The sequence below is a fragment of the Mycobacterium toneyamaense genome, from assembly GCF_055384815.1.
The window spans coordinates 3,182,268-3,199,768 of the sequence record NZ_AP040333.1; the positions used below are offsets into that span (position 1 = coordinate 3,182,268).

General features: G+C 63.3%; 12 protein-coding genes and 1 pseudogene. 3 read left to right on the forward strand and 10 right to left on the reverse strand.

Translation table 11 applies throughout. The features are described from left to right. Nucleotides 1-14: 14 nt before the first annotated feature. The 4 genes from ACZ5IQ_RS15365 to ACZ5IQ_RS15380 are packed head-to-tail and all read right to left on the reverse strand — an operon-like array spanning nucleotide 15 to nucleotide 5,159. Complete coding sequence (locus ACZ5IQ_RS15365; protein WP_082934830.1) at nucleotides 15-1,220, reverse strand: glycosyltransferase family 4 protein; 1,206 nt, start codon at nucleotides 1,218-1,220, stop codon at nucleotides 15-17. Continuing rightward, entirely contained in the window at nucleotides 1,217-3,109 is a 1,893-nt protein-coding gene (locus ACZ5IQ_RS15370; RefSeq protein WP_064860126.1) for an O-antigen ligase family protein, read from the reverse strand. The genes ACZ5IQ_RS15365 and ACZ5IQ_RS15370 overlap by 4 nt, the downstream gene beginning before the upstream one ends. Then, a complete protein-coding gene (locus ACZ5IQ_RS15375; RefSeq protein WP_212811435.1) occupies nucleotides 3,079-3,657 on the reverse strand; it encodes a YveK family protein in 579 nt (192 codons plus the stop codon). The genes ACZ5IQ_RS15370 and ACZ5IQ_RS15375 overlap by 31 nt, the downstream gene beginning before the upstream one ends. Next, on the reverse strand, nucleotides 3,654-5,159 hold the full coding sequence (locus ACZ5IQ_RS15380; RefSeq protein ID WP_064860124.1) for a lipopolysaccharide biosynthesis protein: 1,506 nt from the start codon (nucleotides 5,157-5,159) through the stop codon (nucleotides 3,654-3,656). The genes ACZ5IQ_RS15375 and ACZ5IQ_RS15380 overlap by 4 nt, the downstream gene beginning before the upstream one ends. Before the next feature lie 339 nt (nucleotides 5,160-5,498). Here ACZ5IQ_RS15380 and ACZ5IQ_RS15385 point away from each other — a divergent pair, with 339 nt between their 5' ends. Next, nucleotides 5,499-6,761: a glycosyltransferase family 4 protein gene (locus tag ACZ5IQ_RS15385; protein ID WP_064860136.1), complete on the forward strand. Its 1,263-nt coding sequence runs from the start codon at nucleotides 5,499-5,501 to the stop codon at nucleotides 6,759-6,761. A 22-nt stretch (nucleotides 6,762-6,783) separates the two neighbouring features. Here ACZ5IQ_RS15385 and efeO read toward each other — a convergent pair whose 3' ends face one another. After that, nucleotides 6,784-7,950 (reverse strand): iron uptake system protein EfeO, encoded by a 1,167-nt coding sequence (efeO, locus tag ACZ5IQ_RS15390; protein WP_082934829.1) that lies wholly within the window; start codon nucleotides 7,948-7,950, stop codon nucleotides 6,784-6,786. Nucleotides 7,951-8,401: 451 nt separating this feature from the next. Here efeO and ACZ5IQ_RS15395 point away from each other — a divergent pair, with 451 nt between their 5' ends. After that, a complete protein-coding gene (locus ACZ5IQ_RS15395; protein ID WP_131808814.1) occupies nucleotides 8,402-9,592 on the forward strand; it encodes a hypothetical protein in 1,191 nt (396 codons plus the stop codon). Nucleotides 9,593-9,637: 45 nt separating this feature from the next. Here ACZ5IQ_RS15395 and ACZ5IQ_RS15400 read toward each other — a convergent pair whose 3' ends face one another. After that, a complete protein-coding gene (locus ACZ5IQ_RS15400; RefSeq protein WP_464480014.1) occupies nucleotides 9,638-11,689 on the reverse strand; it encodes a beta-propeller fold lactonase family protein in 2,052 nt (683 codons plus the stop codon). 574 nt (nucleotides 11,690-12,263) lie between these two features. On the opposite strand from ACZ5IQ_RS15400, the gene ACZ5IQ_RS15405 reads away from it, so the two are divergent. After that, entirely contained in the window at nucleotides 12,264-12,494 is a 231-nt protein-coding gene (locus ACZ5IQ_RS15405; RefSeq protein WP_406774597.1) for a hypothetical protein, read from the forward strand. Nucleotides 12,495-13,175: 681 nt separating this feature from the next. On the opposite strand, the gene ACZ5IQ_RS15410 is transcribed toward ACZ5IQ_RS15405, so the two are convergent. The 4 genes and pseudogenes from ACZ5IQ_RS15410 to ACZ5IQ_RS15425 form a co-directional block, all read right to left on the reverse strand. Next, nucleotides 13,176-13,736 carry a hypothetical protein gene (locus ACZ5IQ_RS15410; RefSeq protein ID WP_406774648.1) on the reverse strand — a complete coding sequence of 187 codons (561 nt, stop codon included), beginning with the start codon at nucleotides 13,734-13,736 and terminating at the stop codon, nucleotides 13,176-13,178. Between the two features lie 396 nt (nucleotides 13,737-14,132). Further along, a pseudogene (locus ACZ5IQ_RS15415) lies at nucleotides 14,133-14,534 on the reverse strand (carbohydrate-binding domain-containing protein); the annotation flags it as partial. Between the two features lie 178 nt (nucleotides 14,535-14,712). Beyond that, entirely contained in the window at nucleotides 14,713-15,135 is a 423-nt protein-coding gene (locus ACZ5IQ_RS15420) for a holo-ACP synthase (protein ID WP_234789729.1), read from the reverse strand. After that, nucleotides 15,126-17,498 carry a glycoside hydrolase family 2 protein gene (locus tag ACZ5IQ_RS15425; RefSeq protein ID WP_064860120.1) on the reverse strand — a complete coding sequence of 791 codons (2,373 nt, stop codon included), beginning with the start codon at nucleotides 17,496-17,498 and terminating at the stop codon, nucleotides 15,126-15,128. Before ACZ5IQ_RS15425 ends, ACZ5IQ_RS15420 begins: the two co-directional genes overlap by 10 nt. Nucleotides 17,499-17,501: the final 3 nt, after the last annotated feature.

Below are 17,501 nucleotides of genomic sequence, written 5' to 3' on the forward strand. Positions count from 1 at the left end.
CAATCGCTTGGTCCTCATGGCTCGCATTCTGTCGACCCGATCAGTTCAGTGGCCGCCGTCAATTCATTGCTGATCGCGGCTGCTGCGACAGCCCAGGAACGTTGCACAGCGGCTCTCCCGGCCTCCCCGAGTGTGGCCGCTGACTGGGGATTCTGCAACAATTTGAGGATTGCTGTGGCGAGCATCGCAGGGTCGTTCGGAGGCACGAGCAGGCCGGTCACTTCGTCTTCGATAGCGGCCGGTAGATCGCCCACGGTGGTGCCGATGACCGGACGACCGAACGTGTACGCGAGGTGCGCGACGCCGCTTGCGCTGGCTCGGATGTAGGGCGTGACAACAACCCTGGCGGAGTCGAAGAGGTTCTGCACTTCATCCATCGCGCAGTAGCCAGGACGGGTTTCCGCGCCGACTGCTGCAGCTTTGGCAATCAGTTCGGGGCCGTTCACGTCGGCACCGATCGCCCCCGCGATGACCAGGCGGGCGGTCGGCATGCCGGTCTTGACCCGGCGAAAGGCCTCGATCAGGACGTCGATGCCTTTGTAGGTGGTCCAGGTGCCGAAGAACAGCGCGATCGGTTCCGTTTGGGTGACCGGTACCACGGGGCGGCCTCGATTGATCACGCCTGAGTCGCCGTGCGGAATGACGACGACGTCGCAGCTGGGCCGCCAATGTTCCATGACGATCTGCCGGGTCCGCGGACCGAGAACGAAGGCAGCGTCCATGTGCCGCCACGCGGCGGCGAACGATGCCTGCAGCAGGTGTCCCTGCTTCGGGGTGCTGGTGTCCTTCGCGTCGGATCGGGGGAGCGGTTCGTGGGCGACTATCGCGAACACTGTGCGCGGCAGCAGCTTGCAGATTGCGACGACGAACCACGGTTCGAAGGTGAACCGCCACTGCGAGAACAGCACGGCGCGCGGCGGCCGCCGGCGCAGCTTGACCGCCAGCGTCAGCCAGGCCAGGACAAGCCGACCCGCGCGCGTGCCACGGCGTAACAAGTAGTGCAAACGGCCACCGGCGTCGTCGTTGTCATTGGGGTGCCAGGTGGGCAATACCGAGCGGACCAGAAATCTGGCTTCCTCGGAGGTGATTTCGGGGTCCGGACCGGTCCACAGCTCAACGTGTTCGCCACGGTCCGCCAGCGCCGCCCCGAGTTGGGCAGCGAATTGGAAGAGGCCGCCCGACGGGGAAAATTCGACCAGCACCGTGCGGTTGTCCGTCACGCTGGTGCTCCAGCGGACTCGTGCTCAGCCTCGGTCGGCAGTTCGGGATTGCTGACCCGGAAGCGGCGGGCAAGGAGACCGATGGCGAGTCGGGTGAGCACCATGATCACCAGACCCCAAACCGCGGCGTAGACGATCGTCACTTTGGACCGCAGAGATACGGGCTCCAGCTGTACATCGGTTATCGCCGCGATGCTGTACTGCATGTGACCAACGTTGTCATCGATACGGGTACGCGCCACCGCCAGCGCGTTGGCAAGGTTTCGTCTCGCGGCATCGCCGTCGGAACCCGTGACGGTGAAGGTCAAAATTCCGCGGACCGGGTCGACGTCGATCTTGGCAGGGGCTTCGGTGTTGTGCATGACTTCGGCCATCGTCGGCAGGAACGCTGTGCGAGCACGGACGTTCATGGCGTAGGAGGACCACCCGTCTAGTCGGCCGGCGGGCACCACGATCGCCTTCTGGGCGGCCTGCACTGCTGGCGTGGTCCTCGTCAGCATGGTGACGCCGGCGGCTGCGGCGCCGGCGATCACCGCGACCATCCACGTTGCGGTGGTCCGTAGCATCCGCCGTTTGATCGCAGTTGGTACCGGCTCGGCAGGCCCGAGTGCGCAGGCCAGGGCCAACACGATCGCGAACGAGCGGAAGTACGCGAGGTGCAGGAAGATGCTGGCGACCGACCAAGTGACGACGCCGGTCAGCGTCGCCGCTGCCAGTGCCCGATCCACCGAAATGGGGTCCGAAGAGATCCGCAGTGCGAGGATCGTGAACACGCCACCCAGCATGATCAGCCAGGTGATCAGGCCGACGACGCCGGATTCGGCGAGCAGTTGCGCATACAGATTGTGCGGGGCCACGAGTCCTTCGTGAACCGCGGTAGACACTCTGTCGGTGTAGAAGGGGACTTGGCCGCCGAACGTAGCCGGTCCGAAACCGAAGACGGGCCGTTGCTGAAACATCTGCCAGGCCATTTCTTGTGATGCTTGGCGGCCGAGTACAGACGGATCGATATCGTACTTACGGTCGGCGCTGAACAAGTCGCTTCCCAGCGCGATGATGCGGTTGCCGATGCCAGGAATTACAAACGCCACTGCGATGGCAAGGGGAATCAATGCGAGCTTGGCCGGCTTGCCCGAAGCGATGAACCACAACACCACCGCGAGACCAGCCACCAGCAACGTGCCGCGCGATTGCGTGAGGTAGACGGCGATCACCATGGGTACGGTGGTGAACAGCCAGAACAAACTGAGCAACTGGTTGCCGGCGAGGCGACTGCGCTGTGCCAATGCCCAGCCCATGGGAAGGCCGAGGACCAACAGGCGGCCCCAGAAATTCGAGTCACCGTAGGGGCCGCCGAAACGCTGGGTTGTGATCAATTGCCCTTGTGCTTGCGAAATTGAAGCGAGCCCACCGAACGTCAGATGTCCGCCGCTCAGGTAATTGACAATCGTCAGAATCGACAGCACCGCCAGGGTGGCGGCCACCGCCATCGCCACAGTCCACGGCTTACCGGTGGCTTGGGTGAGTACGAGGATGATCAGGAGATAGACCAAATCCACCACGGATCGCCATAAGACGCCTTGTGATGCGGTCAGGTCTACAGTGCCCACCATCGCGATCAGTTGACCGGCCAGGTACACGCCGACGAGGGCCACACCGATGGCTGTCCAGCGATTGAGTCGTGCTCGGGATTCAGTATCACGTAGGGCGAAAACGACCGCGACCGCACCCAACGCCATGCTGGTCTTGAACAGCGGGGGTTTTGTGTACTGCGCAGCGACCTCGGAAATGTTGGCGATCTCCATGACCACCATGACCACGAGGACGCCGACGATCCACCGCGTGGACCAGGCCTCGGTTACGCGGTGCCGCGGCGCGAGCGTAGCCATGTCACCCCGATACCGACCACGGCGCCGACGATGAGGCCGACGATGGCGCCGGTCAGGATCAGCTGGATCGGTGACGTCGCCATCTCCACCGCGCTAGGCGGCGAGATCACGCGGAGCTGGAACGGTGCCGAAACCGCCTTGACCTCAGGCGTGGCTTTTTCGAGCAGATCGGCAACAGCGGTTTGCGCCGCGTGTTCCGACGGTGCGTCGGCCGTGATCGACACGATGGTTGTCTCCGGTACCGCGCCTGCGGACAACGTCAGCTTCGACGGGTCGACGCCCGCTGCTGCGGCGGCGCCTGCCTGCCAACGTGGATCGGACAAGACCGTCGCCGCCGTGCGCGGAACCTGTCCCTGAGTGAGCACCTCCCAATAGGCCGACGAATCCGCTGTCGTCAAGTCGGGCCCGGGAACCAGGGCCACCTGTGCAGTCGCGCGATAGGTCGCTGAATTTAGCAATTGGGTGCCGGCGACTCCGCCCAGGACCCCGCCGATGATCGCGAGGATCGCGACAAGCGGGTTCAGCCACAGGCGTTTCGGACGACTCATGGATGGCCCTTTCGAATCATTATCGCCAGCCGGTTGACGACTGGCCGAACCAGCTGAGGTGCGGTGAGACACAATGCCGAAGCATAGATAATCATGCCCAGTAGAACCAGAACGGCAAGCTGGATCGGTGCTGGTAGACGGATATGCAGAGCGTCGATACCGAATAGCGCGGCGCCCATCGGGACAGCCGCGGCCAACGGGCGGCCGATCACCGAGAGAACCGATGCCCACCCTAGGGGAATCACCTTGCGAACAACGATCATTCGGATCACGAAATGCACGACTTCCACGCTGAGAAGCGCGACGGCCACCAACGTGGCGCTGTGGCCCGCAGCCCACCAGACGGGCCCGATCAGCAGCACGAGCCGGGCAGCATTGATGGCTGTCAGCAGGCCGGGGCGGCCCGCCGCTTTGAGGACGTCTCCCGCATGAAAGGAAGCCGAGTAAACCGTGGTGTACAACGCCAGCACCACAAGGATATGCGTGGCGGCGGCATACCGTGTGCCGTACATCGTTTCCAGTAACGGTCGCGCTGTGGCGGCCAGGCCGATGCCCATCGGGATTGTCAGTGCGACAACCACACTCAACGCCTTCTGATACTGCGCCGACATCGCCCGCCGATCGTGTTGCAGGCGCGACATCGAACTGAACAGCACATCGCTGATGACCGAGCACAGACTGAGCACGACCAGCTCGGGCACTCGATACGCCAGTGTGTAGAGGCCGAGTTCGGTTGTGCCGAGCCGGGTTCCGATGGCCAGGTAGTCGACGTTGTAGATGGCGTACGCGAGCAGTGTGACTCCGGTTACCGGGATGCCGAATCGAAGTAGCGCCCGTGCTTCACTCAATTGGAATCGCGGCGCCATGAAGGTCGGAGCGCTCCACCAGTACATGACCGTGGTGATCGAGACACCGGCAATCTGGCCGTAGACCAGGCTCCATACGCCGTGGCCGGTCGCCGCGAACCAGATGGTCAACGCTGTCTTGACAACGGCCCCGACGAACTCCGGCATCAAGCGTCGCTGAAAGCTCAAATCGCGTCGCATCCAAGACAGTGGGACGACGCCGAGTGCCGAAATCCCTAGGGCGACAGCAAGGACCTGAATGAGCGGCGCGATGTCTGGGTGGTGAAGCAGGCGTGCGGTGCTGCTCGCCGTCGCGGCGAGAAGTGCACCGGTGATGGCGCCTATTCCGATCGAAAGGGTCAATCCGGTCGGGGCGATTCGTTTCCACGGGTGGTGAACCTGCACCAGCGCTGGGCCGACGCCGAGATCTTTGACGTAATCGAATAGGTTGACCAGCAACAACGCCAAGGCGAAGACGCCGAATTCCTCGGGAGTGAGCAGGCGGGCGACGACGATCGTCATCAACAGCGTGGAGCTCTTGCTCACCGCAAAGACGAGGTAGTTCCAGATCGTCTGTTTGCCAAGATTCGCCGCTTTGGCTGCCGCGGACTCCGGAAATGTGTCTTCCGGCGGATCGGCCGAGACTGGTTCCGTCACACTTTCCCTGACGGTCGCCGAATTTTCTGACAGCCCCGGTGCTGCGACCCTTCGCGCAGACGTGTGGCGTCCCATCACTTCGATCACTCCATTCAAAAGCGCTGAGACTGTCTAGCGCGATTTGGGGACGAGCTATCCTCCGGCGTGTGGTCAGTGTATTCGGAGGAGTCGAAGACTTCGCCGTCGGGGACCCACTTTCTGTGCGCTGGTCGATCATCTACATGTTTGCTTAAACTGCATCCTTGCGGTGCTTGTGTCAGGCTACCGCCGTAAGGTGGGGAACACTTCCGCTGCTGGTGTTGGGTAGGGGCGGCGTAGCGAATCGAGGCAGGTGCTGTGGTGTCGGTGACTCTGGTCAGTGCCGTCGATCCGTATCCGACCGATGCCGGCAAGAAGGTGGTGCTGGCGGGTTTCCTGGAGTATTTCCGCGAGCGGTTCGGCGCGGGCAACGTGCATTACCTGCTCGTCGGCGGTCGCGCCCAGCAGGCGTTTCCGGTCACCCTGCATCCACTGCCGCGCCCGAGCCGAAGGGCGGCGCTGACTGCGGTGTCCACCCGCCTTCCGTTTGGACGATCGACCCTACAGGAATCTTTGCTGTATTCACCAGATGTGGCACGCGCAGTAGCTGCAGCGATAGCCCGCATCGGCCCTGATTTCGAAATCTATGACACGATTCGCATGGCGCAGTATGCCGATGCGGCGCGTGCTGATTGGCAATTGTGTTATTTGGATGACCTATTTTCCGAGCGATACGCAGCGATGCTCGATGCGGGCAATCGGTACCCGGATGTGACGATCCGGCCGCTCGGCAATTTCGAGCAGCATGTGCCCGGCCCATTGCGGCCGCTGGCCGACAGCAAGTTGCCGCAGCGGATGCTTCTGCGAATGGAAGGTTTGCTGGCTCGGCGCAGCGAGGATCGCGCGGCATTGCGGTTTCGTCGCAATCTGCTGGTGAACGACGGTGAAGCAGCCCGCTTGCGGGCTCGAGTCGCGCACCGCGGAACTGCCGACGTGATGGCGGTGCCTCCGTTGGTCAAGCCGCCGCCGTACCGTGCGCGCCAATACGGTGGAGCTCCGGAATTCGTGTTTGTCGGGTTGCTGTCACTACCGCACAACGAGGATGGCGTGCGTGCGTTCCTGACTGACGTTTGGCCTTTGGTGCTGGGCCGGATGCCGAAAGCGCGGCTGCGGATCATCGGGCGAGACTGCGGACCGGAGCTGGCCGAAATCGTGGGGCGGCAGGGCGAGTCCGTGACGCTGGAGGGATACGTCGCCGATCTCACCGAGGTCCTGTCATCGGCGGCAGGCTTGGTCAATTACCTGAGGTTCGGATCAGGTATCAAACTCAAAGTCATCGAAGCGCTGGGCCGGGGATTGCCTGTGGTGTCCACGAATATCGGTGCCGATGGGTTCGCCACCGGCACGGAACACGGGGTGCTGGTGGCCGATCAGGCCGAGCAGTTCGCCGAGGCCCTCTGTGACCTGACTGATCCTGCACGCAACCGCGCGGTATCGGAGGGCGCCCGTGGACAATTCGGCACGATGTACGCGCGCGACGCCGTCTTCGCTTGCTACGACCAGGCTTTCGCAATAGGCCGGTAATCGCGGTGGTCACCGACAGCGCTCATCGCGAGGCGGCAGTGCTGGGCACTTGGCCGACCTCGATGTTCAACGCGTCGATCGCGCGCGAAAGCTCTTGCCGCTGGGGCTCTGCCACCCTGTCGTAGGGTCCGAAGCCTAAGCCGCCGTTCCACTGCAGTCTGTCCAGCAATCCTTGAACGTTGGCAAACGCCTGGTCGATGCGCTTGCCGAGCTCGGGACTACGTTGGTCGACTTCCGGCCGTACCGAACCCACCCCGACGCGGCAACCGTCCACGCCGGCCTGAACGTCCCACAAATCGGTGTGACTGAATATCTCACCGCCACCGGTGATGGCTTCCTTGGCCAATGTCGCCAGCACGGTCTGGGCGCCGTGAACCACCTCGTCGGCGCTGACTGCCCATTCCGGACTCGTCAGACCCGAATCGAGCTCTTTGACGTCGGCCAGTAACTTGTCGGCCACCGCGTTGGTATCAGGTTGTAGGCCGCTCAGCCAGAGATCCCTTTCCAGCCGGTGGAAGCCGGTCCATTTGTCGTCTGGATGCACTTCGGCCGGGCCGAGGTCGATCCGAGTCTGGAGGTTGTTCGGAAACCGCTGTGCGACAGGCGCAATGCGCTCGTAGTACGTCCGTGCCGTTGGGTACAGGTCCTGAGCGCCGGTGACGTCCCCCTTCTTGACGGCGCCGACAAGGGCCGCTGTGGCGGTCACCAGGGCGCCGGTCTGGTTGCTGACGTATCGCTTGTAGCTCTGCTCGGCCTCGTCCTGTCGGTCCGCGGCAATGGGGTTTCCGTCAACCTTGAAATCGGCGCTGATGCCGTCGCCGATCAGTGCGGGCTTGCAGGCCGTGAAGTAGTAGCCGGGTTCGTTCAGGGCCACGGACAGGTTTCGCTGCTGCCCCGGCTGAATGTTGTGGACGTCACCCAGCACCCGGGCGCCGGCACCGTACAGGTAGAACTCGGTCACTTTGGTGCCGTTGTTCGTGACAACGAAGTCGGTCCGGCCCGTCTCGGTCGAGGTTTTTGACAGCGTGCATTCATGATCGGTTGCAGCCACCGTGATCTGGTGGGGCCCTGGTTTGCCGTCGGAGGCCGGTGGCGGCGTGGGTGCGCACCCGGCCAGCGACACCGCGACCAGGCTGAGCAACACGGTGGCGGTCCCGACCGCCGTGGCATCGTTCGCAGCACGGGTCATTTGGGAGGCCTTTCGTGACTGGTGGGGCTCAAGGCGAGTAACGCCGGCCGATCATCGGTAACAACAACCTAGCCGCAAAGCTGTGGCGATACGCGCAAGTGTTCCTGCACGGCGACATCAGCTGCCTCCCGGCCGGTCCCGGTCGCCAGCTTGGCATTCTGCCGCACCGGCGTCGCCAACTCGCGTCGACCGATCAGAGCTCCGTTGCCGGGGCGATTCGGACGTCGCTGTCCGCTGTTGACGCGGAGTGCCGAGACAACGAACGAATGGTATGTTTTGTCGTGATGTGGCATTTTCAGCAAACGTAGCGCCGCATCCCGCACGTCCTCGGTTCGACGTTTCCGGGAGCTATCCGGGCCGACCCCTTGGCGCGGGGTGCTCAACCCGGACCGGGGTCGGTGGTGGCACGGCAGTTGATTGAGTCCTTGCACGTTCGCTGGAAAGAAGACGCTTGAGTACCCGACTGAATCCACGGCTCTGGATCCTCGTGGCGTTTGCCGGATTCTTGTTGGTCAGCAACTCCGCTCTCGGCGCACCGCCGACCCACGATTCGATCGACTACCGCGAGATCGCGAGCGCGGCACCCCATCTGCCCCATGGCCACATCGGCTCGGCCTATACCGGCCGATTTGTCGTCCACTACACCGTCGGGCTGTTTTCCTGGGCCACGGGGCTGCCGCTCGGCGCGGCATACGCTGTAGCCCTCGCGGGGGTGCTCGTGGTCCTCGGTGCGGTGATTCTTGCGCTGCTTCAGAGTTGCTCGTTGGGCGAATTCAGCATTGCCGCGGGCTTATTGGCTCTCAGCCCGTATGCCCTGCGGCCCTACCTCATCCAGACGAGCATGCTGGGCGATCTGGTATTTGTGATCGGGCTGGGTGCGAGCCTTTACGGCGTTCGCAGCAGACGGGTACCTCAGGTGTTGGCCGGCCTGGTCGTCGCGGTTCTCGGGCGACAGAGCGCGATCGGTGTCGCACCGGTGTTGGCGCTGTGGGTCTTGCTGGATCCGGCCTGGCGGTCATCGGTATCGATCCGCGTGCGCGTCACGATCGCTGCCGTCGCGGTCGTCTTGACCACGGCGCTCTACAGCGGAGTCAGAGCGTTTACCGCTCGCTTCACCATCCCTTACGAGCCGTCCCTCCTGCACGACTCAGTCCTGAAACGAATCGCCGACTTACCCGCTGCCGCTTCAGAACTGATCACCCACGCTGCGCGCACCATGGCCCCGTTGATCGTGCCTGTCGCCCTGATCATCGTGCTCGTCATCAGCCTCGGGTGGCGCCGTGTGACGTTCCGGTGCTGGGGTTCACTGGTTGTCGCAGCGTCATTGGTAGTTCAGCCGTTGATGATCGATCCGGCCTGGACCGGGTTCGCACACAATGAACAGCGCTTGGCCGCGTTGGCACTGTTGCCGCTGTCGTGCGCTGCTGCCGATCTGCTGGGTCTTGCACACCGCAGTGACATGCCGCGGAGCCGAATCCTGATCACGGTGGGCCTATTGGCCATCGGCTCGCTTCATCATGAGTTCAGCGTCGTCGGGCCGACGTCTCTCGGCACGTTTCTTGCCATCCAGTTCGTCGTCGCGGTGGCAGCGTGCTGGTTGGTGCTGCAGACGAAGCCCACCGCGACACCCGCTCAACCATGATGGGATCAGTCAGCCGTCACTCCCAGTCGCATCGCGCCGGATCCCTCATGCCGGGCTGGCGCCGTTCCACGTGGCCAGGAATTGCAGTGATGTCCACGGGATGTGACTCATGTTGTAGTAGTCCCATGCGATGCCGGCTCCGGTGTATGCCGCATTTCCGGGGTCCAGTTGGCCGATCAGCGCCAGGGGAGCGCCGCCGGCATCCCCGATATACCCGCCGTACGTCTGCAAGGTCTTAGCAATGACCTTCTCTCCGGCCGTAATTCCCGGAATCGCATCGACGTTGATCGACGGGTCGAGGATGAACCGGGTTCCCTGGGGAATGAGCGGCGTCGACGCCAACGCATCGGATTTCACGGCTGGGTAGACGTAGGAATTCGCCGCAAAGGACGACGAGAAGAACAACGCATGGTTGAGACCGGTGTTGTTCGCCGCCGCAGCGCTGAACTCGTCGGCCATGACGATTCCCGCCAGCCGCGAGAACCCGGTGGCGGTGGCCGAACCGGACGTGTCAATCCCGTTGCCGGTCAACGAAGTCATGCCGCCCCACGATGCCGACCAGGTATTCGACGTTGCGTTGTACTTCGCCTGCCACAGGCCGAATACCATGTTGGTGACTGGGTCGACCACGACGAGATGACCGTCGCTGCCCGTAGGAACGGGGGTGCCGAGCGGAATCGGAACCTGATACGTCCCGAACGGACTGGGCCCCCAGGCCGGGGCATTGGTGAACTGGATGGTGTAGCGGGGCGTGTTGGCCGTGACCTGAGATGCCTCGACCACGCTGACACTGTAGGCGTTGATGTCGAAGACGTGCTGACCCCCCGAAATCGCAGCGGCCCACGCTGCCGAATTGGTGTTGAGTACCGCTCCGCCTGATATCGCGTTCCAGAGCCAGGTCGCTGAATTGAATTCCGGCACAGTCGGTGTCGTCGGGGTGGTCGTGGCGAGGATAGGCACTGACACCGACACCGTGGCCGACAGGCTGCCATCACTGGCAGTAACAGCGAACACCGCGGTCTTGGCCCCGTCAGCCTGTCCGGCGGCGATTCGGGCAACAGATGTCGGGGTGAAGGTGTAGTTGCCCGCCGAAGTGACCGTGACAACGCCGGCAGTGGGCTGAGTGATGCTATAGGTGAGCGAATTGTTGTTGGGATCAACGAAGTTCAGCGTGCCACTGACTGCACCGCTGGCCGGGTCGGGTGTGCCCACCGTGGGAACTCCGGCAACGGGCGGACTGTTGAGGTTCAGCACCCGGACAGCGTTGTCGGCCATATCGGACACGTAGAGCTGCCGGCCATCCGGGCCGGATGCGATGCCGTGCCAGTTCGACTCTGGCGCGCTGTCGATGGTGAGAGCGCCCACCACCCTGTTGGTGCTGATGTTGATCACAGACACCGTGTCTGTGGCATTGGCAGCAAACAGCATGGTGCCGTCGGGGCTCAGAGCGAGACCGAGGGGCTTGCTACCCATCTGGATGGTCGACACCGACCGCGCTGCCACGGTGTCGACCACCGACACCGAGTTGCTGCCGTTGTTCGTGACGTACACCTGGCGGCCGTCGGCCGAGACAGCCACTCCGAAGGGGTTGCTGCCCACGGCAATCGAGGCCACCGTCTTGTTCGTTCCGGTGTCGACCACCGAGACCGACTTGGAATTCCAATTTGCGACATACAGCCGGGTTCCGTCGGCCGAGAGCGCCATCGCGCGCGGGCTTTTACCAACCGAAATCGTGCTCAGCACCTTCGGGGTCGCTGTCGAGGTGTCGATCACGGTTACCGAATTGGTTCCCGAGTTGCTTGTGTACAGGCGTTGACCATTCGCGGACAACGCGATGCCGTAAGCCGTTCCACCTCCGGTATTCACCGTCGCCACAACGGAGTTCGTGGTGAGGTTGACCACCGACACTGCGCCGTTTCCGGCCACATACGCGCGGCTGCCATCGCTGCTCAGCGCAATCGCCGAAGGCGAGCCGACAACCGGGATGCTGGTCACCGCGCCGGTGGTCCGATCGATCACTGACAATGTGGAACTGCCCGAATTGGCGGCATACACCTTGGTGCCGGATACTGCGAGCGCGACCGGGCCGGTGCCCACGGTGGTGGGCGTTGCCGACGGGACAATGGTCGCGGGTAAGACTGGCACGGTGACGGTTACCGATGTCGAGGTGGAGGCGTTGCTGACGGCGACTGTGAAGGTGTCCTTGGTGGCTCCGCCCGCAAGTCCGGCGAGCACTCGGCCGGCCAGACTCGGCGTGTACGTGAATGCGCCCGTCGCGGCGTCAACCACAACGGCTCCGCTGCTCGCTGTCTGGCCGGAAAGCTTGTAGCTCAACGTGTTTCCGGCGGTGTCTGTGCCGTTTATCGATCCAGTCACCACGCCCGTAGTCGGGTTCGGCGACGTCTGCGTGGGTGATGCCGTCGGCGGAGCCGTGACCGCCACCGCGGTCAACGGTCGAACTGCGGCCGTTGCGGCGACGGTAGTCGCCGCCGTCTGAGTCTGTTGGCGACGCGTCCAGGCCAGCAGGCCCAACTGCGCAGCCGAGTCGAGCGGTACGAGTGGTGTGTCCATTGGTGCGGTGGGGCCGACAGTCAAAGTCCCCGCGCTCAGATTTGTGAGCGGCGTGGTTGTTGTCAGAGAGGTGTTGTAGTGCTAGACGGCCAGTCGGTCGATGTTGGCGCCTCCGGCCACGACAGGCGATGGTGCTGGGGGCGCCGCAGCGGCGGAGGACTTCCGGGCCGCGGCTGAAGCCGCTGCCGGGCGCGGGGCGGCACTGCCATCTCGCGACGGCGTGGACGCGGTCGAGTTCACCACCGGTCGACTGCTCGGCGAATCGTCGTCGTGGCCTTTTGGGGCACTGCCGGCGCCGCGGGGCCCGGGCCGCCGCTTGGCGGGGGTGTGAGTCTTATTGGGTGCCCCGACCCTCTGGCTGCTTGTCGTCGGCGCGCCGACGGATGCGGATTTGGGCGGATTCGACGATGTCGCACCCGAATCGGTCTCTGCCGTTGCGATACCCGGCACGGCGGCGATGGCCATACCGACCCCGAGCGCAACAGCCAATGCCCCTACGCGTCCGATGCCCAATCCGATGTCCATTTGCCCGGCCTTTCGACGCTGCATGCGGTTTTGAGCTACGAGGTCCGCAGTTGTCGCAACGATGATGGCGAGCATTGACGGTGGTGTATCGAGATTCGCAAACAATTCCAAAAGTCTGAACCACGCTGCGCCACAACAATATTCGCCATAATTTGAGAAATTGACGTAGATGACGAGAAGTGTGCAGTACGCAGCCAAATCAGACCATGAGTATTTATTTGCTAGGACGTCAGTTTGATTTCAATCGGACCTGTTGGTCGGCGTGACGGCGGCGGCGGCGACGTGCAGCGCACAATCTGGTACTCGCTTTTGCTGAGACCGCGCTGGCGACCATCACTGCCGGTCACGTAGATAGGCTGCGCCTCGGCGCGGCTGATTCGTCCGGACCATGGGATCAACGGCCGTGAAGAGGCCTGGTCACCTGAGCGTAGGCGGACTGTTCCTAGTCGACGTCGCGCGAAGCACGAAATTGCGAACCGATACGGGTTCAGCTCGCCAGCACTTGCAGACTGCTCCATGGGATGTCGGGCATGCTGTCGTAGTCCCACCGCAAGCCAGCGGACTGGTATACGGCACCGATCGAATTCGCGGCCGCCGTGGTGTCCCGCTCGAAGCTTACGCTGATCGACGATCCGCCCCTGTCCATCACGTAGGCGCCATAGGTCTGCAGCGCAGTGGCGACGGTACGTTCGGCTGGCGTGAGACTCAATGACGCGAGGTTGACCGATGGGTTCAGCCGTACGCGCGCGCCTTCGGGTATGCAATTGGTTGCGGTCGAATTCCCGTCGGTCTTGAGTGCGGGGGCGCGATATATAGATGCGCAGACGTTGTCGGTCTGCAGTGCCAAGGCGTGGGTGATGCTGCCCTGTTGAATCTCGGCGACCCGAATGACTCCGGCGAGTCGCGATGCGCCCGAACCGGTACTGGCTCCGCCCCAGCCGGATCCGTCGAGGCTGTTCACCGCACCCCATGAGCTCACCCACGAGGCGCCGGACTGCCTGGCTTGCCAGAACTCGTAGATGTTGCGGCTGGCTTCGTCGATGACCACCATCGCACCGTCCGATCCTGGAGATGGAACTGCGCCAGACGGGATCGGGATCTGGTGTCCGGTGAATGGGCACGGTCCCCATGAGCTGATGGTGCAAGCGACGCTGTAGCGGGGCGTCGACGTGGTGGCCACGTAGATCGGCACCGCGTATTGAACGAGGTTTGCGTAACCGGCTCTATTGCGCGCCGCGTATGCAACCATGTTGGCGCTGTTGGGATCTACCGGTGTCGCGGTGCTCAACGCGGTGCGCCAAGTGCTCGTCGACGTGAACGGCACGCCGGCGGTCCCGGTGCCGGCCGGCACGGGCGGTGGCGTGGTCGTGGACGAACCGGCCAGGGTCATGGTGATCGTGTCGATGAGCAATGCGCGAGTGCAAGTGCTCGTCGAATTGTCATTGGTGAACGTGATCGTCAGAGCGTGTGATCCGGCAGGCACCGTGCGATTCGTGCTGAAGTTCGTCCACGTCGTCTCTTTGACACTGGTCTTGATGACTCGCGAACCGTCGATCGCGACCACCATGTTGGGTGAGCCGTTGCAGGGCACGCCTCTGGCGCGCACTGTGATGGTCGCAGCGGCGGTGACGGGCATGGACAGCGTTGCCGTCGCAGTCCCTTTGGCGATGAAGGCAAGTGCTGCTCCGCTCGTCGCGGTGCCGTCAGAGAGCGCTGTCGCGGATCCGGTGGGTGACACAGACAAAGTGGTTCCGGCGATTGCGGCGTCCGCTGCGTGGGCTGGTGCGGCTACGGCGATCGGAAACACCACTGCGACGGCGAGCGCGGTCCATCGGCGAACTGCCATGACGCGCTCCTGAGGTTGTGGCGATCAGAACGTGTCACATCCTGCAGTCAAGTCGCTATCAAAACAATGGTCCCAGCTATCACTTTGATAACAAACCGCATTTGGCGAGATGGTTTTCGCGTATTGACGGTATTGTATGTTTCTCCTCGGTTACGTGGCATTAGCCACCAATGACCACTCAGCCGTGGGTTGTTCCCGAGCACACCGCCACGACCACTGCGGCAGCGTGGCAGTCTGAGTGCGTCAGTGACACAGATATTTGGTTCCAGCCCTGCTCTGCTGCCAGCATCGCCGCAGCGCCGAAGAGTCGCAAAGCGGGCAGTCGGGCAGTCGTGACTATCTCGATTTCGCGCGGCGCAAAGGCTGCATCAGGCTGCGAAAACGCCTTGATTGCAGCCTCTTTCGCGGCAAATCGAGCAGCGAGGCGGGCCACCTGATCGGGGCCGGCGCACGCCGCCTGCTCATCGGCGGTATATATCTTGTCAAGAAACCGCTGTCCGAACGCTGACAGCGAGTGCTTGATCTCCCCGAGGCTCACGACGTCGCAGCCCACCCGAATCTGCGCGCCCGGAACCTGCGCCTCAGGCGGGTTCATTCGCATGTCTGGACGGGAACGCGGGTGATCAGATCTATCGAATCGACTGTGCCGGTGGGCCTTTCGCTGCCGCCCTCGCGCGCCAGGAGAACTTGGTGGGGCAGCCGCGGTGCCAGGTCGAAATAGTTGTCACCGGGTGTCCAGCCGGGAATGTCGACCTCGACATAACGGAGCGCGACCTCTGACGTCACATTCAGTACCCAGTTGTCGGGCGATGATCTCGACACCATGGCCGTCACTGCTGACGCGGCTTGCCCGACTCTCGGGTTGATCACCAACACGTCGCGCGCGGTGCGGGCGTTGTCGAACACCGCGACGGCTTGCACTGCGTCTGCGGACGGCGGTCCGAAGCGGAACGCATGTGACAGATCGCGAAAGTGACCAGATATCTCGGAGTCGAAGTATGTGACCGACGAAGCGGGCGGCACCGCCACACGGCACGTCGCATCGACCGCGATACCTGTGAAATTCGTTGCAGTCAATCTCAATTCGCCGTTCAGCGGCGTACTGGTGTCGTTGTGTACGTCGATCCGGATGCCGGCCAGCCCATCGTTCGCGACGATGACCGACACCGGTGCCCAGGTGCGGGCCAGCACTGCTAATGCCGCTTTGGCCCCGCCGTCGGAGTCCAGGAGGCCCCAACCGGCGCCGGGCACCAAGTCCCTGCCGGACAACACCAGAGCGCCCCCGCAACCCGAGTCGGAACGTCGCCAGAAGCCGAAACATTCGCGCATTGTGCCGGCGACGGCAAGTCGGCCCAGTTGGAGGTACCGTTCGGCACTGGTGCGCCGAACCTCCAGGACGTCTTCCCCGAAGATCTCACGGACGTAGAAATCCCGAACGTCCTCGAAGTCCCACGAGGATCCCCGGTCTCGGGGCACACCCGCTTTCCAATCCGGATGGTGTCCAGCAACGCTTGCAGAACCGAAATGCCTTTCCACATGAGCGGACTCGGGTGGATTGGAGAACGCCAGGCTCTCGGCTGCGAATCGGATCCCCGCGCTGCGCACGTCCGCCAGCGGCCGCAGGTAACCGCCCACCCCGAACCATCCGGCCACACCGGTGTCGGGGCGGATAGCGAGCTGCGCGCTGCCAGGGGCGGGTGAGGGCGAAGATCGGACATAGTGGGCATCCGAATGCTCTACGACGACCGCAGGGAGCAGTGTGTCGATGACTTCAATGGCGGATTCCTGTGCGCTCAGTCCGAGCATCTCGGGCTGCTGGAGAGTCTCGCTACCACCGCTGACCACCGCCAGTGCGGGGTTCCCTGACACTCGACGCAGAACTGATCCCAATTCGCGCGCGATCAACTCGCCCTGCTCGGCCGGAGGGTCGAACGTCGCCAACATCGCATCCTGCCAGACCAATAGACCCGCTTCCGCACACGCCTGCCAGAACTCGTCTTGTTCGAATGCCAACCCGCCGACGACCCGTACCATGTTCGCGCCAGCAGAGGCGAAAGCCATTACCTGAGAGCGAATTTCCTCGTCTTCTGCGTACATCCGGAACGGGTCCGGCGGGGACCAGGTCACGCCTCTGCAGAATATCGGGGTGTCGTTCACGGTGATCTGGAATCCGTCGGTCGATACCGAAACCGTCCGGAACCCGATCAGCTGATCAATCATCTCGACGCCGTCCGCTGCCACGCGGACCCGGTAAAGATGCTGAGGGCCATAGCCGTTAGGCCACCAGCGTACGGGGTCGGCGACCGCGACATCGATGTCTACGGCGCCATTGGTCGGTGGCACCGAATGTTCAGCAATCAGGCTGCCGGCCGGATCGAACAGGGCGATATGGATCGACTTCGCATTGGTGGTTCCGGCGATGGTCAGGATGTCGCCCTCGACCCGCGCCACGATGTCCGTGCGCAGGCGCGCCGGGATCACTTTGACTGGACGCCAAATACCCACGGGAGCAGGGGTGTTCCCATACACGGGGGCGCGCCCGAGCAATGTGGTCCGCGCCCAGCGCAGGCCCGGCGATGCGACCATTGTTGAGCGCCAGCGGCCGCGCGGGCGCCGAGTCTCCAGCCAACGGTTCAGCGAACCGAAGCGGATCACCACTTCGTGTTTGCCTGCCTCGCAATCGATCCGGACCGGTAGAAACATCGACTCACATTCGATGACAGGTGTACGGTCCAAGAACACGATCGCCGGGAACGTCAGGCCGGCGAACGCGACATCAGCTGCCTCGTCAACGGTGAACGTGGTACGGCACCACCAGTCGAAATCATCCGGGTTACCGCTCTGGAGGCCGGCCACTGTCGAGGGTGCGTCCAGAACTGATGCCGCTTCCCACTGATCGGCCAATTCGTCGGGGTGTATGAATGCATCAGGCGCGCAACGCAGGACCTGCCACCGGGCCAGCATCGG

Bases quoted from the DNA above. Each gene is read 5' to 3' on its own strand.
- ACZ5IQ_RS15370 (WP_064860126.1), bottom strand. From the start codon at position 3,109: ATGGCTACGCTCGCGCCGCGGCACCGCGTAACCGAGGCCTGGTCCACG.
- ACZ5IQ_RS15375 (WP_212811435.1), bottom strand. From the start codon at position 3,657: ATGAGTCGTCCGAAACGCCTGTGGCTGAACCCGCTTGTCGCGATCCTC.
- efeO (WP_082934829.1), bottom strand. From the start codon at position 7,950: ATGACCCGTGCTGCGAACGATGCCACGGCGGTCGGGACCGCCACCGTG.
- ACZ5IQ_RS15405 (WP_406774597.1), top strand. From the start codon at position 12,264: ATGTTGGCGCCTCCGGCCACGACAGGCGATGGTGCTGGGGGCGCCGCA.
- ACZ5IQ_RS15420 (WP_234789729.1), bottom strand. From the start codon at position 15,135: ATGCGAATGAACCCGCCTGAGGCGCAGGTTCCGGGCGCGCAGATTCGG.
- ACZ5IQ_RS15425 (WP_064860120.1), bottom strand. From the start codon at position 17,498: ATGCTGGCCCGGTGGCAGGTCCTGCGTTGCGCGCCTGATGCATTCATA.